We start from the raw sequence: 15,548 nt of genomic DNA on the forward strand, positions 1-15,548 counted from the left end.
TGAATCAAAAAATACAATTGCAACAGCAAGAATAAGCCTCTTCATAGTGCGTGCTGCACGGTTATTGTGCGTTTGTTGCTTTGTATCGCTGCATATCGATCGGCATGTTATTGTATGTTTAGTTCACAATAATACATTCCAGGAAACCCTTTCCTATGCAGCCTGACTCCTCTGCCAGCAGCCGCCGAATTGCGCGCCAGCTTCTCGACTTAATCTATGAAGCAAGATTCGATCCAGGTCACCATTTACGCGAACAACATCTGGCGGATGCGCTGGGGGTGTCGCGTACGCCGGTACGCGCCGGACTAAAAGAACTGACTCGTCTCGGCGCCGTCGAAGCGCGGCCTAATCAGGGGTTTTTCCTGCTGAAAAGTGCGGAAGAACTGCTTCATCTGGAGATTGAGCAGCCCAAAAGCAGCGACCAGACCTTATATGAACAGCTGGTGCGCGACCGCATTGCCGGTGTGCTGCCTGAGTCCTTTACCCAGACTGAAATCAGCCAGCGTTACGACGTGGATCGCGGCGTGCTGACGCGCACGCTGGTTAAGCTCTCGGAAGATGGATTAATCGCGCGGAACGCCGGACATGGCTGGCGCTTTCAACAGACGCTTAACTCTGACATAGCGCTGCGCAACAGCTACGGTTTCCGCTTAATGATTGAGCCTGCGGCGTTACTGAGCGCGCAGCTGCGCGTGGATCGCCAGCTACTGAAGCGCATGCGCGCTCAGCATTTGCGACTTATTACCCATCCGGATATCACCCAGGTCCCGGCTAAAGAGATTTTTGAAACCGATGCCTCCTTTCATGAGCTTCTGGCCGAAGCGAGCGGCAACCTGTTTGTGTTTCAGGCGATCCAGCAGCAGAACCGCCTGCGCCGCCTGCTGGAGTTCGGCAGCTATCACAATAAGCGTCGCGTTAAAGAGTGGTGCGAAGAGCATGTTGCCATTATCGACGCGCTTCGCCAGAACGATACCCAACAGGCCGCCGCGCTGATGAAAGCGCACCTGCAGTCTGCTTTCGATCAGGTGCAGCTGCGCAAGCCTGGCACATAACCGGCATCATTTTTGCACATTAAGATCCTGAAAATACAATCAGGAGATAATGATGGATTTGCAAATAAACAATCGCGTCGCGCTGGTGTGCGGAGCGGGCAGCGGATTAGGTCAGGCGATAGCCCTCTCTCTGGCGCTGGAGGGCGTTAAGGTCGCTGTCACCGGGCGTAACCCAGAGAAATTGCGGGCAACCGTTGAACAGATACAAGAACAGGGTGGAGAAGCTGAGGCGTTTACGCTGGATCTGGCCGATCCCCGGACCTTTGACCGCGCATTGAGTGAGATAAGGCAGCGCTGGGGCGATGTCGATATTCTGGTTAATAATTCCGGCGGACCGCCGCCCGCGCAGGCGCAGGGCACAGACAGCGCCGTCTGGCAGCAGCAGTTTTCTCTGATGGTCGCATCGCTGATCCAGCTTACGGACAAAGTGCTGCCGTCTATGCGCAAACGCGGCTGGGGACGCATTATCACGTCGACCTCCTCTGGCGTGATCGCGCCTATTCCTAATCTGGCATTATCAAACGCGTTGCGGATGAGCCTGCTTGGCTGGTCGAAAACGCTGGCGACGGAAGTGGCTGCGGACGGCGTGACCGTTAACGTGCTGGTTCCGGGCCGCATCGCCACGGCGCGTGTCAGCGAGCTGGATAGTCTCAAAGCCCAACGTGAAAACAGCTCGGCGGAAGCGGTAGCGAAAAAGAGTCGGCAAACTATTCCCGCGGGCCGTTATGGCGATACGCGCGAATATGGCGCGACCGCCGCCTTTCTCGCCAGTCAGCCTGCCAGCTACATTACCGGCAGCGTGATCAGAGTCGATGGCGGCATGACAAACTCAATCTGACTCGACGCGTGAATGCGGGCGGGATGACGATGAGCCCTGCCCGCTATTTCATCAGAATGGCTCATGCAAGCGAGCTTTCATCAGACGCTGACAGACCGGCAGCAGCGTTGATAACGCGTACCTGAAAATAGTCGGGGTCAGGCTGCGGCTACTTTTTCAAATGCCTGTTTTAAGTAGAAGGTGAATCACGCTTATGCTAGCCAATATCACAGAGGAGTGTTCAGTAAGAGATTTGAATGTGTATTTATAAATCTTGCTGAAAATGCATACAGTGCTATTTATGATAAATAAAACGGCGCGCTATTCAATCGAGAGTGAAAGTCATTCAGGTTCCCTTTATGCCCTCGAAGAGCTAATGAGACGGTATGCGCGCCTGACCTACGGATTGACCTCTTTGCCGCCGATAAAAGCGCCATCCGCGCGGTAATGCAGTAACGCTCTTTGATTGTTTTCGCGCGCCAGTTGGCACCAGTCAAGCAAAGAGATGCGGATTAGCATCACGCCAAAATTATTCTCAGGGTCGCCTTTATCGCCGGACGAGATGGCAGTATCACTTCCCGGTGCGCCGCCTGCGTAAGTTTGTTGCGTTCTGGGCGATAACCGTTGCCAGGCGTTTGCCGCCACTTCGCTGTGCGCAGCGTGAAGCTCAGCGGTTCCCTGTAGTCGCAGCTGGATTTTGTTGCAGTAACCCAATACCGTTACGTCCTGGTTGACGCCCAGCGCCCGCCACTTCGGGCTACGCATATCGGTATGAATCTCCAGCGTTCGGTTCACGCGGTCAACATCGCGCAGGACCATTGTTCTTGCCTGCGGCTTGCCTTGCTGATCAACAGATGCCACCGTTAAGAAGTGAAAGCCGCATTCAGGCTCTTTCGCGCCGTTTTCAAGGGCAGTCCAGCAATCGTTATCAATCTCGTCGAGACGCAATGGCATGTATTCTTCCTGCTAACTGAATAAAACGTCACTGCATGATTTGACCTGTTGCCTGTTTGGCATACTCGCTGAGAGGGAGCAATGCATATCAGCCTGCGCGTGACGCCCCGATTGCAGGAATATTAGCAGGCCTTATTACATCTGCGACTTAACGGTGTTCCGCCAGCCTGGTAACTCAGCCTGCCCGAGACGCACGATTTTCGCGCAGGCCAGAGTGCTGCGCTGCTCCCCTCACCTTAATTAAAAAATTTAATATCCGTTGGCGTAGGGATTTTCGCCGCGTCGCCCGCAGCTTTTAACTCGCCGGTATCCGCATTGAAATGGAACAGGGAGATATTGTTGCTGAATACGTTAGTCACGTAGAGATATTTGCCGCTGCCGTCGAAGGTAAACGCGCGCGGCTCCACCCCGTTAGCGCGATAACTCGCCGGTTTGCCTGGCATGCCATCAGCCCCAATTTTCAACACCAGCAGTTTATTATCCGAGCCACGGTTTGAGGCAATCACATATTTACCGTCCGGACTCAGGATAATGCCTCCGCCGCTGCGATACTCTGCGCTGCTGTTCTCAGTATTCAGCCTGACATGTGCAACGGGCTCCAGACGATCCTGATTCACCCTGAAGACGGCAATTTCAGAGGTCAGTTCAGTAATGACCCAGGCATGTTTGCCATCTGGCGCAAACACCATATGGCGCGGCCCCGAACCCGGAGTAAAATTCACGTCACGGGCGCTGTCCGCCTCCAGCGGCTGGGCTTTATCAGCGTGATAGCGGTAAGCATGCAGCTTGTCCCCGCCGAAGTCGTTTGCATAGAGATACTTGCCATCGGGCGTAAAAGTGGTGGCATGGGCGTGGCCGCCATCCTGACGCCCTTTTATGCCGCCGCTGCCGTTTTCATAGGGGAAATGCTGTACCTGCTCGCCCAGTTTGCCATCGGAATGGATCGGAAAGACGGACACGCCCGCACCCCCCTTCGCCACCGAGTAGTTCGCCACAAACAGGAACTTACCGTCCGGACTGATAGTCGCATGGGTAGGCTGCTGGCCGTGACTGTCCACGACATTCAGCACCCGTACCTGACCGCTTTTATCAATGCTTAGCGCGGTGACCGTGCCGTTATTCTCTTCATTGGTGGTATAGGCGAAACGGCCATCGCGGGATTTTACAATCCACGACGGGCTTTTCATTTTGATCACATCGAGTGGTGCCAGCGTACCGTCGCTGTTCACCTTCAGGCGATATAAACCCTCACTGGGACGATCGGGTTTTTGCTCAGCGGGGGCATCCGGAATCGACGTCCAGGTCCCCACTAATGCTGTCTGATAATGCTCCGCGGCCTCTGCCATAGCGCTCCCCGCCAGTGAAAAAACAGCCAGGGATAATGCCATGGTTATGTTCGTGGCTAAACTGCTGTGCAGGCTTTTTTTATTTCTGTTCATTTTGGTATCCCACCACTATCTGAATAGTTAACGAATATAGTGGGATTCATTTAAATAGCGCCTGGTCAGGACGATCGAGTTCACAATACAGAATATTAAAAGTTGGGAACCTGACGTTTTGCTTAATGGCGGGTTAAGCGATCGGTTATGCCCGGTTAATACCCCTCACCCGATTCGTATCAAATAAACCCGCTGCGGCCCCCTCACTGCCCTGCAAAACGATGCTTTATGGTGCAACCTGTGCCTCAAAAAAAAGCTAAACAGTGAGCGGGAATAATTATTGCCTATATAAACAACAGGTTAATTTTTGGCACAAAGGTTGCTGAAAAAATTCTATCTTGTATACCAGATGGAATTCATTCATGGCATCGACTTTCGGCTTTACGCTTCAGGAGTGGCAACGCTGTTATCAACAGGAACCGCAGCAGATCGCTTCGCTGCTGGCTGCGCACCTGGCAGCGATCGATCCTCAGGACAACGCCTGGATCTACCTTGCCACGCCAGCCCAGTTGCAGGCACAAACTGAACCTCTGTTAGAAAAATACCTGGAGAACCCCGCGGCATACCCGCTGTTTGGCGTCCCCTTTGCGGTGAAAGACAATATCGATGTTGCGGGCTGGCCAACCACCGCCGCCTGTCCGGCGCTGACTTACACCGCAGAGGCTGACGCCTTTGTGGTCGCAAAACTGAAAGCCGCCGGTGCCATTGTGATCGGCAAAACTAATCTCGATCAATACGCTACTGGCCTGGTCGGCACCCGTTCGCCCTATGGTGCAGTGAGCAACACCTTTAACCCGGATTACGTTAGCGGAGGCTCCAGCTCTGGCTCTGCTTCCGTGCTGGCGCGCGGCCTGGTCGGGTTCTCTCTGGGGACTGATACCGCTGGTTCCGGACGAGTGCCGGCCGGGTTTAACAACATTGTCGGCCTGAAGCCGACCAAAGGCTGGTTTTCAGCCAGCGGCGTGTTACCCGCTTGTCGCCTCAATGACACTATCTCTGTCTTTGCTCTGACGGTAGAGGATGCCTTTACCGTGGCCAGCGTCGCAGGCGGCTATGATGCTGACGACGCCTATTCACGCCATCACCCGCATACCGCACCGGCCAGCCTCAGGCCGCAGCCTGAATTAGCTATCCCGGCCAGTCTGGAGTTTTTTGGCGATAAACAGGCTGAAGCGGCGTGGCAGCAGGCGCTGGTGCATTTACAGGCGTGCGGCGCAACGCTGCATCCTGTCGATTTCACTCCCTTCCACCAGCTGGCGGAACAGCTCTACTACGGCCCGTGGGTCGCCGAGCGCACGGTGGCCGTCGGAGAAATGATCAACCGACCGGAAGAGATGGACCCTGTAGTACATAGCATTGTCAGCGGCGGCCTGAAATACAGCGCGGTAGAGGCATATCAGGCGGAATACCTGCGCGCCTCGCTGACCCGCCAGATTGAGCAAACCCTGGCGCAGTACGATGCGCTGGTTGTGCCGACCTCACCGACCATTCATACCCTGGACGAGATGAAGCAGGAGCCGGTGCGTTACAACTCGCAGTTCGGCACCTATACCAACTTTACCAACCTTGCCGATCTCGCCGCGCTGGCGCTGCCCGGTCCCTTTCGTGCTGATGGCCTGCCTGCCGGAATAACCCTGATAGCGCCCGCCTGGCACGATCGCGCCCTGGCCGAATTCGGGCTGCGCTGGCAGCGGCAGTTGGCGCTGCCGCTGGGCGCTACCGGCAAAGCGCCGCCCACGCACGCTTTTGCCCTTCCTTCTTCCGGCGAGCATGTACGCGTAGCCGTCGTCGGCGCTCACCTGACGGGGATGCCGCTCAACTTCCAGCTCACTACGCGGCAGGCCGTTCTGGTTGAAGAGACCCAGACGGCTGCGAACTATCGTCTGTTCGCGCTGCTCGATGGCCCCATTAAAAAACCTGGCCTGCTGCGTGCAGACCACGGGGCCGCCATCACCGTTGAGCTGTGGGATATTCCGCTGGCGCGTTTTGGCGAGTTTGTGGCGGAGATACCCGCGCCGCTTGGCATCGGTTCATTAACGCTGGCGGATGGCCGCAGCGTAAAAGGCTTTATCTGTGAACCGGCAGCGCTTCAGCAGGCGCTGGAAATCACCCGGTTTGGCGGCTGGCGCAACTGGCTGGCGACACAGGAGGGGAAATAATTATGTTCAGTACCGTTTTGATTGCTAACCGGGGGGAAATCGCCTGCCGCGCCATTCGTACCCTGAAGCGCCTTGGGGTAAAAAGCGTTGCCGTTTATTCGGATGTCGATCGCAACGCGCAACATGTGAAAGAAGCCGATATGGCGATTGCCCTTGGCGGTGATAAAGCCAGCGACAGCTATTTGCGCATCGATAAAATCCTTGCCGCCGCCCGTGAAAGCGGTGCGGAAGCGATCTGGCCAGGTTATGGCTTTCTGTCTGAAAGCCTGCCGTTTGCCGACGCCTGTGAGCAGGCCGGCATCGCTTTTGTCGGCCCGACGGCGCAACAGATCGGCGAATTTGGCCTGAAGCACCGCGCGCGCGAACTGGCCGCCAGCGCCAGCGTGCCGATGACGCCCGGCACCCCGCTGCTCAGCTCTCTTGAGGAAGCCTTAAACGCGGCAGAACAGATCGGTTATCCCGTTATGCTGAAGAGCACGGCGGGCGGCGGCGGAATTGGCCTGACGCGCTGCGCCGACGATATCGCCCTGCGCAACGCCTGGGAAAGCGTGCGACGTCTGGGAGAACAGTTCTTCAGTGATGCCGGCGTCTTCCTTGAACGCTGTATCGATCGCGCACGTCATGTTGAAGTGCAAATTTTCGGCGACGGCAGCGGCAAGGTCGTCGCCCTCGGCGAGCGTGACTGTTCGCTACAGCGCCGTAATCAGAAAGTGGTGGAAGAAACCCCGGCGCCGAACCTGCCGCAGGCCACGCGCCAGGCCCTGCTCGCCTCGGCCGTACGCCTGGGGGAATTAGTGAATTACCGCAGCGCCGGAACCGTGGAGTACATTTACGACGCTGAACAGGACGCCTTCTATTTTCTGGAGGTGAATACCCGCTTGCAGGTCGAGCATCCGGTCACCGAATGCGTTACCGGACTCGATCTGGTGGAGTGCATGCTGAAGGTAGCCGCGGGCGACGCCATTGACTGGACGCGTCTGCAACAGGCGCCTCAGGGCGCGTCGATTGAAGTGCGCTTGTATGCCGAAGACCCGCTGAAAAACTTCCAGCCGAGTCCTGGCGTGCTGACCGGCGTCACTTTTCCTGACGACGTGCGCGTTGACGGCTGGATCGATACCGGAACTGAGGTATCGGCGTTTTACGATCCCCTGGTCGCTAAACTGATTGTGCACGCCGACACGCGCGACGCGGCGCTGTTAAAAATGCAGCAAGCGCTGGCCGCCACTCAGCTGCACGGCATCGCGACCAACCTCGATTATCTGCGCCAGGTTGTCGCCACCGAGGCGTTCCGCAGCGGTGACGTCTGGACGCGTTTTCTTGACAGCTTTACGCCGCAGGCCAGCATGATTGAGGTGCTGCAACCCGGCACCTTCAGCACCGTTCAGGATTATCCGGGCCGCCTCGGCTACTGGGATATTGGCGTGCCGCCCTCTGGTCCGATGGACGATTTCGCCTTTCGTATTGCCAACCGCATCGTGGGCAATCATGAAAGCGCCGCCGGACTGGAGTTCACCTTGCAGGGACCGACGCTGCGTTTTCACTGCGATGCCGTGATCGCCCTGACCGGCGCCGATTGTCCGGCGGAGCTGGATGGCGAAAGCGTTGACTACTGGCAACCTGTTAAGGTCACCGCCGGACAAACCCTGACGCTTGGCCGCGCGCAAAGCGGCTGTCGTACCTGTCTGGCTGTGCGCAACGGCTTCGATATGCCGGAATATCTCGGCAGTCGCTCTACCTTTTCACTCGGCCAGTTTGGCGGTCACGCCGGACGTACGCTGCGGGTAGCCGATATGCTGCCGGTTTCGCAGCCGCAGCTGGCGGCCTGCACCACGCCCGCGCCGGTGAGCGAGCCGCAGACGCCCGATCGCGCATTGATCCCGCATTACGGCACTGAATGGCGCATCGGCGTGCTGTACGGCCCGCATGGCGCCCCTGATTTCTTTACCCAGGCCGCCATCGATGAGTTTTTCGCCAGCGACTGGCAGGTGCATTACAACTCCAACCGTCTCGGCGTGCGTCTGGTCGGCCCGAAACCGAGCTGGACACGCGCCAACGGCGGTGAAGCCGGACTGCATCCTTCTAACGTACACGACTGCGAATATGCGATTGGCGCAGTGAACTTTACCGGCGACTTTCCAGTCATCCTGACGCACGACGGTCCGAGCCTCGGCGGATTTGTCTGTCCGGTCACCATTGCCAAAGCGGAGCTGTGGAAAGTCGGCCAGGTGAAGCCCGGCGATCGCATCCGCTTCCATCCGATTAGCGCTGATGAAGCCGTCGCGCGCGAAAAAGCCCAGGCGCACAGCATCAGTACGCTGCGCAGCGCGCACGCCGCCGCGTTTGACGTGCCGTCACTGGCGACCAGCGATATAGGCTCCGCCACGCTGCTGGCGTCGCTACCGGCCACGGAGAGCACGCCCGCCGTGGCTTATCGTCAGGCAGGCGACAAATATGTGCTGATCGAGTATGGCGACAACGTGCTGGATCTGGCGCTGCGCCTGCGCGTGCATTTGCTGATGAATGCGCTGCGCGAACGGGCGGTGCCTGGCGTGGAGGAGCTGTCACCCGGCGTACGCTCGCTACAGGTTCGTTACGACAGCCTGATCCTTAGCCAGGGTGAGCTTATGAACCTGCTGCTGGGACTGGAGGCGAAACTCGGCGACGTCAGCGCGCTGAAAGTGCCGTCGCGCATTGTCTGGCTGCCGATGGCATTTGAAGACAGCGCCACGCTCGGCGCGGTGGAGCGCTACAAAGAAACGGTACGCGCCAGCGCGCCGTGGCTGCCGAACAATGTCGACTTCATTCAGCGTATTAATGGATTAGCCAGCCGCGAGGCGGTACGCGACACCCTTTTCAACGCCAGCTATCTGATCCTCGGTCTGGGTGACGTCTATCTGGGCGCGCCTTGCGCAGTGCCGATCGACCCGCGTCATCGCCTGCTTAGCTCTAAATACAGTCCGGCGCGGACGTTTACCGCCGAAGGCACGGTCGGCATCGGCGGTATGTACATGTGTATCTACGGGATGGATTCGCCCGGCGGTTATCAGCTGGTGGGCCGGACCCTGCCAATCTGGAATAAATTCCTCAAAAACCCGCAGTTTGCTGCCAGCGAACCCTGGCTGCTGCACTTCTTTGACCAGGTGCGCTTTTATCCGGTAACCGAAGAGGAGCTGACGCAGCTCCGCGACGACTTCCGCGAGGGACGCGCGCGCATCCGTATCGAAGAGACGCTGTTTGATTTCGCCGCGCATCAGCAGTTTCTCGCCGATCACGCCGAGTCGATTGCCGATTTCCGTCAGCGCCAGGCCGCCGCCTTTGAGCAGGAGGTCGCCTTATGGGCGCAGGAAGAGCAGAGTGCTCCGCCGATCGATCAGGAGGCAGAGGTCGCGGCAGAGGCAGATGAAGATGCGCTGGCCGTATGCGCCGACATGAACGGCAACATCTGGAAAGTGCTGGCGCAGCCGGGCGATGTGGTGGAAGCCGGTCAGACGCTGATCATCGTCGAAGCGATGAAGATGGAGCTGGCGATTGTCGCGCCGCAGGCGGGCACGGTGAAACGCATCGCCTGTCAGGCCGGGCGTCCGGTAAGTCCGGGCGATGTTCTGCTGTGGCTGGCCTGAGGAGTCCGCATGAATCTAAGCCCTCGCGGCAAAGGCCGCCCGGAAGCGCTGGCGGAGAAAGTTTACCAGGCGCTGAAGCAGGACATTTTCGACTTTCGCCTGATGCCCGGCGATCGCTTCAGCGAAAAAGAGATCGCCGACCGTCTGGAGGTGAGCCGCACGCCGGTACGGCAGGCGCTGTTCTGGCTGGAGCGTGAGGGCTACGTCGAAGTGTGGTTCCGCAGCGGCTGGCAGGTGAAACCGTTCGACTTCGCCTATTTCGAAGAGCTTTATGACTTCCGCACCGTGGTGGAGTGCGAAGCGGTGCGCCGCCTGTGCGCCCTGCCATCGCCGCTGTGCGCAGACACCCTGGCGCCGCTGAAAGGCTTCTGGATTGATGCGCCGCGGCTGGAGAACGGCAAAGCGGTGTCCGCGCACGATGAAGCTTTCCATATAGCGCTGGTGGCCGCCGCCGGCAATCAGGAGATGGCGCGCATTCATGCCGAACTGACCGAAAAAATCCGCATCATTCGCCGTCTTGACTTCACCAGGGACGATCGCGTCGATGCCACTTATCGCGAACACGCCCAGATTTTACTGGCGATTTTTCAGCAACAGACCGAGGAGGCGCAGCGCATTCTGACCGATCACATCGCCGTGAGTAAGGCTGAGGTCAGGAAAATTACTTTGCACATGTTACAGCAGGCCAGGCTCCAACCCATTGAATAAATTCATATAAACAATTTAGGGGTTCAGAAAATGAAAAGACGTTCGTTGCTCAAGGCTTTCGCACTCTCAGCGACTGTGGTCAGCATGAGCCTTTCCTTTGGCGTCAGGGCCGCAGACACCATCAAAGTCGGGATAATGCACTCGCTCTCCGGCACCATGGCGATATCGGAAACGCCGCTGAAAGAGGTGGCGCTGATGACTATTGATGAGATTAACGCGCAGGGCGGCGTGCTGGGCAAAAAGCTGGAACCCGTGGTGGTCGATCCCGCCTCTAACTGGCCGCTGTTCGCCGAGAAAGCGCGCCAGCTGCTGACGCAGGATAAAACTGCCGTGGTGTTCGGCTGCTGGACCTCGGTATCGCGTAAATCGGTTCTGCCGGTATTTGAAGAGCTGAACGGCCTGCTGTTCTATCCGGTGCAGTATGAAGGCGAAGAGATGTCGCCAAACGTGTTCTACACCGGCGCCGCGCCGAACCAGCAGGCGATTCCGGCGGTGGAATATCTGATGAGCGAGGACGGCGGCAGCGCTAAACGTTTCTTCCTGCTGGGAACCGACTACGTCTATCCCCGCACCACCAACAAAATTTTGCGCGCCTTCCTGCATACAAAAGGGGTCCAGGATAAGGATATTGAGGAAGTCTATACCCCGTTTGGATACAGCGATTATCAGACCATCGTTTCCAACATAAAAAAATTCTCGGCCGGCGGCAAAACCGCAGTGATATCAACCATCAACGGCGACTCCAACGTGCCGTTCTATAAAGAGCTGGCCAATCAGGGCATAAAAGCGACCGATATTCCGGTTATCGCTTTCTCCGTGGGCGAAGAAGAGCTGCGCGGCATCGATACCAAACCGCTGGTCGGCCAGCTGGCGGCATGGAACTACTTTGAGTCACTGGATAACCCGGATAACCAGAAGTTTGTTGCTGCCTATCGTGCTTACGCCAAAGCTCATAATCTGCCCAACGCCGATACCGTGGTGACCAATGACCCGATGGAGGCAACCTACGTCGGCATTCATATGTGGGCGCAGGCCGTGGAAAAAGCGGGCACCACCGATGTGGATAAGGTGCGGGCGGCGATGGCCGGTCAGACTTTTAAGGCGCCGGACGGTTTTACTCTGACCATGGATCAGACCAACCACCATCTTCATAAGCCGGTCATGATTGGTGAAGTGGAAGAGAACAGCCAGTTCAACGTGGTGTGGCAGACCGAACAGCCGATACGCGCTCAGCCGTGGAGTCCGTATATCGCCGGGAATGACAAGAAGCCTGACCATCCCGTGAAAGCGACGCAGTAAGTTGCGTGAGGTGCGCGTCTTCGCAGAAAAGCAGGCGCGCACCCTCTCCAGCCACCATCAACAGGGCCAGAACTATGTCTATCCGCCGTTATCTCTGCTGTCTGCTGTTACTTCTGCCCTGGCTGGCAAAGGCGGGCGACGGAGCAAGCTTTGCTGCCGCCAGCCGCATGCAGCAGGCGTCGCTGTTGCAACAGTGGGCTGCCGCACCGCAGGCCAGCCGTCTGCCGCTGCTGGAAGCGCTGCGCCATGAAACCGTGGTCATCGACCAGAATAAACAGCCGTTTAGCAAACAGGGCGCTGACCTGAAGCCGCTTGACAGCGCGCAGCAGCCGAGCGGCGGTACGAAAAAGCTGTTTATGAATAACCGCCTGCGCGTGCTGATCGCCAGCGCTCTCGCTGCTCACCAGCTGGTCAGCAGTGATGCCGCTACGCGCCTGCGTGCCGCGCAGCAGCTGCAAAACGACGGCGCGGCAGATCAGCTGCCGCTCATCCAGCAGCGGCTGGCCGACGAGCGCGACACCCAGGTAAAGGCCGCACTGACCATGGCCGCGGCGAATCTGCAACTCGCCAGCGCCGACGCGGCAGTGCGCCTGAAGGCGGTCACGCTGCTTGGTGACTCCAGCGATCCCGGCACCCAGGCCAGCCTGAACCGCCTTACCCAGATTGCCAGTGAACCCAATGCCGATGTGCGCGCCGCGGCGGCGCACAGTCTTCAGCAGATTAAACAGCGCCTGATGTGGGGGGATTTACTCGGACAGGCGTTTACCGGCCTGTCGCTGGGATCGATCCTGCTGCTGGCCGCGCTTGGCCTGGCGATTACCTACGGTCTGCTCGGGGTGATCAACATGGCGCACGGAGAAATGCTGATGCTAGGCGCCTACGCCACCTGGCTGGTGCAAAGCCTGTTTCAGCAGTTCGCGCCGCAGTGGCTGGCCTGGTATCCGCTGCTGGCGTTGCCGGTAGCCTTTATGGTGACGGCGGTGATGGGCATGGTGCTGGAGCGCACCATTATCCGCCATCTCTATGGCCGCCCGCTGGAGACGCTGCTGGCGACCTGGGGCATTAGCCTGATGTTGATCCAGCTGGTGCGCATGATGTTTGGCGCACAAAATCTCGAAGTCGCTAATCCGAACTGGCTCTCTGGCGGCCTTCAGGTATTGCCGAATCTGGTTTTGCCCTACAACCGTATCGCGGTCATTCTGTTTGTCGTGGCAGTGCTGGGGTTAACCTGGCTGTTGCTGAATAAAACCCGTCTTGGCCTCAGCGTGCGCGCCGTCACGCAAAACCGCGCCATGGCGGACTGCTGCGGCGTGCCGACCGGACGTGTCGATATGCTGGCGTTTGGCCTCGGCTCCGGCATCGCCGGACTGGGCGGCGTGGCGCTGTCGCAGTTGGGCAATGTCGGCCCGGAACTGGGCCAGGGCTATATCATCGACTCTTTTCTCGTCGTGGTGCTGGGCGGCGTCGGCCAGCTGGCGGGCACCGTGGTGGCGGCCTTCGGCCTCGGTATTCTTAATAAAGTGCTCGAGCCGCAGACTGGCGCCGTGCTGGGCAAAATTCTTATCCTCGTCCTGATCGTGCTGTTTATCCAGAAACGTCCGCAAGGGTTGTTTGCCTTCAAAGGGAGGGTGATTGACTGATGAGCCAGCCACTGACATTAACCATCGGGCGAAAAGCGCCGCGCCTGACGTTTAGCATCGGCGCCGCCGTAACATTGCTGTTGCTGTTGCTGCCGTTCTGCGCCCTGCTGCCTGCCACTCATCCGCTGGCGATTTCCACCTATACGCTGACGCTGTTCGGCAAGATCCTCTGCTACGCCATCGTCGCCGTCGCGCTCGATCTGGTGTGGGGTTATGCCGGTTTACTGTCGCTCGGCCACGGCCTGTTTTTCGCCCTCGGCGGCTACGCCATGGGCATGTACCTGATGCGTCAGGCCGCAGGCGACGGACTGCCCGCTTTTATGTCATTTCTTTCCTGGCGCGAGCTGCCGTGGTTCTGGGCCGGAACGCAGCATTTTGCCTGGGCGCTGTGCCTGATTGTGCTGGTTCCCGGCCTGCTGGCGCTGGCGTTCGGTTTCTTCGCCTTTCGTTCAAAGATCAAAGGCGTCTACTTTTCGATCATGACGCAGGCGCTGACCTACGCCGGTATGCTGCTGTTCTTTCGCAACGAAACCGGCTTCGGCGGCAATAATGGCTTCACTGGTTTCACCACCCTGCTCGGTTTTCATGTCACCGCGACCGGCACGCGCATCGGGCTGTTTGTCGCCTCTGTGTTGTTGCTTTTAATCAGCCTCGGCATCGGTTTTGCGCTGGCGCGCAGTAAGTTTGGCCGCGTGCTTACCGCCGTACGCGATGCTGAAAACCGTCTGATGTTTATTGGCTACGATCCCAAAGGTTTTAAGCTGTTCGTCTGGACCTTATCCGCCGTGCTGTGCGGGCTGGCGGGGGCGCTGTATGTGCCGCAGGTGGGCATTATCAATCCAGGGGAAATGTCGCCGACCAACTCGATTGAGGCGGCGATCTGGGTGGCGCTTGGCGGCCGGGGCACGCTGATTGGTCCGCTGCTCGGCGCGGCCATTGTCAACGGGGCTAAAAGCTGGTTCACCGTGGCGTTTCCTGAGTTCTGGCTGTTCTTTCTCGGTTTGATGTTTATCCTTGTCACGCTGTTTTTACCGCGTGGCGTCATTGGCCTGCTGCGCCGGAGGCGTGATGACTGACCTACTCTTTACCCAACCGCAACCCGCGGACCGCCATCGTCATCAGAGCGATCCGGTGCTTCAGCTGAACAACATCAGCGTGTCCTTCGACGGCTTTCGTGCATTGACCGATCTGTCGTTGCAGATCGGCGTCGGCGAGCTGCGCTGCGTTATCGGGCCAAACGGCGCGGGCAAAACCACGCTGATGGACGTGATAACAGGGAAAACGCGACCGGATAAGGGAGAGGTGATTTATGATCAGGACACTGACCTCACCCGGTTATCGCCGCCAGAGATCGCCCGCGCCGGCATAGGACGCAAGTTTCAGAAGCCCACCGTGTTTGAGGCGCTGACGGTATTTGAAAACCTGGAAATTGCGCTGAAAAATGACAAATCAGTCTGGGCCAGCCTGCGGGCGCGTCTCAACAGTGAGCAGCAGGATCGCATTGATGAAGTGTTGAAGCTGTTACGGCTTAGCGGCGAACGCCAGCGTAAGGCGGGGCTGCTGTCGCATGGACAAAAGCAGTTTCTTGAAATCGGCATGCTGCTGGTGCAGGACCCGCACTTACTGTTGCTTGACGAACCGGCAGCGGGGATGACCGATGCCGAAACCGCCTACACCGCCGAGCTGTTTCGCAGTCTCGCCGGTAAGCATTCCCTGATGGTCGTCGAACACGATATGGGCTTTGTGGAAACCATCGCGGATCATGTCACGGTATTACATCAGGGGCAGGTGCTGGCTGAGGGTTCGCTGCGCGACGTGCAGGCTAACGAACAGGTGATTGACGTTTATCTGGGACGCTGA

Annotated in this window: 11 protein-coding genes; 9 read left to right on the forward strand and 2 right to left on the reverse strand. The window is 58.1% G+C overall.

Features of this window, described 5'->3' with window-relative positions; genetic code table 11:
• Positions 1 to 155: 155 nt before the first annotated feature.
• Together BBB56_RS09955 and BBB56_RS09960 are read left to right on the forward strand one after the other, a co-directional pair.
• The gene (locus tag BBB56_RS09955) at positions 156 to 1,052 is read left to right on the forward strand and encodes a GntR family transcriptional regulator (RefSeq protein WP_123800804.1); all 897 of its coding nucleotides are present in this window, start codon (positions 156 to 158) and stop codon (positions 1,050 to 1,052) included.
• A gap of 52 nt (positions 1,053 to 1,104) precedes the next feature.
• The gene (locus BBB56_RS09960) at positions 1,105 to 1,890 is read left to right on the forward strand and encodes an SDR family oxidoreductase (RefSeq protein ID WP_123800957.1); all 786 of its coding nucleotides are present in this window, start codon (positions 1,105 to 1,107) and stop codon (positions 1,888 to 1,890) included.
• A 378-nt stretch (positions 1,891 to 2,268) separates the two neighbouring features.
• On the opposite strand, the gene BBB56_RS09965 is transcribed toward BBB56_RS09960, so the two are convergent.
• Positions 2,269 to 2,823, reverse strand: coding sequence for a pyridoxamine 5'-phosphate oxidase family protein (locus tag BBB56_RS09965; protein WP_199756227.1), 555 nt, complete (start codon positions 2,821 to 2,823; stop codon positions 2,269 to 2,271).
• Between the two features lie 236 nt (positions 2,824 to 3,059).
• Complete coding sequence (locus BBB56_RS09970) at positions 3,060 to 4,169, reverse strand: lactonase family protein (RefSeq protein ID WP_123800805.1); 1,110 nt, start codon at positions 4,167 to 4,169, stop codon at positions 3,060 to 3,062.
• A gap of 455 nt (positions 4,170 to 4,624) precedes the next feature.
• Here BBB56_RS09970 and atzF point away from each other — a divergent pair, with 455 nt between their 5' ends.
• The 7 genes from atzF (at position 4,625) to urtD (ending at position 15,548) form a co-directional block, all read left to right on the forward strand.
• Positions 4,625 to 6,421 carry an allophanate hydrolase gene (gene atzF, locus BBB56_RS09975; RefSeq protein WP_123800806.1) on the forward strand — a complete coding sequence of 599 codons (1,797 nt, stop codon included), beginning with the start codon at positions 4,625 to 4,627 and terminating at the stop codon, positions 6,419 to 6,421.
• A gap of 2 nt (positions 6,422 to 6,423) precedes the next feature.
• On the forward strand, positions 6,424 to 10,041 hold the full coding sequence (gene uca, locus BBB56_RS09980; protein WP_123800807.1) for an urea carboxylase: 3,618 nt from the start codon (positions 6,424 to 6,426) through the stop codon (positions 10,039 to 10,041).
• Positions 10,042 to 10,050: 9 nt separating this feature from the next.
• Positions 10,051 to 10,749, forward strand: a complete 699-nt coding sequence (locus tag BBB56_RS09985) for a GntR family transcriptional regulator (RefSeq protein ID WP_123800808.1) — start codon at positions 10,051 to 10,053, stop codon at positions 10,747 to 10,749.
• Between the two features lie 30 nt (positions 10,750 to 10,779).
• The gene (gene urtA, locus BBB56_RS09990) at positions 10,780 to 12,048 is read left to right on the forward strand and encodes an urea ABC transporter substrate-binding protein (protein WP_123800809.1); all 1,269 of its coding nucleotides are present in this window, start codon (positions 10,780 to 10,782) and stop codon (positions 12,046 to 12,048) included.
• A 74-nt stretch (positions 12,049 to 12,122) separates the two neighbouring features.
• On the forward strand, positions 12,123 to 13,688 hold the full coding sequence (urtB, locus tag BBB56_RS09995; protein ID WP_123800810.1) for an urea ABC transporter permease subunit UrtB: 1,566 nt from the start codon (positions 12,123 to 12,125) through the stop codon (positions 13,686 to 13,688).
• On the forward strand, positions 13,688 to 14,764 hold the full coding sequence (gene urtC, locus BBB56_RS10000; RefSeq protein ID WP_123800811.1) for an urea ABC transporter permease subunit UrtC: 1,077 nt from the start codon (positions 13,688 to 13,690) through the stop codon (positions 14,762 to 14,764). The genes urtB and urtC overlap by 1 nt, the downstream gene beginning before the upstream one ends.
• Positions 14,757 to 15,548 carry an urea ABC transporter ATP-binding protein UrtD gene (gene urtD, locus BBB56_RS10005; protein WP_123800812.1) on the forward strand — a complete coding sequence of 264 codons (792 nt, stop codon included), beginning with the start codon at positions 14,757 to 14,759 and terminating at the stop codon, positions 15,546 to 15,548. Before urtC ends, urtD begins: the two co-directional genes overlap by 8 nt.

Origin of the sequence: Candidatus Pantoea deserta, assembly GCF_003813865.1 — a bacterium.
Classification (GTDB): Bacteria; Pseudomonadota; Gammaproteobacteria; order Enterobacterales; family Enterobacteriaceae; genus Pantoea; species Pantoea deserta.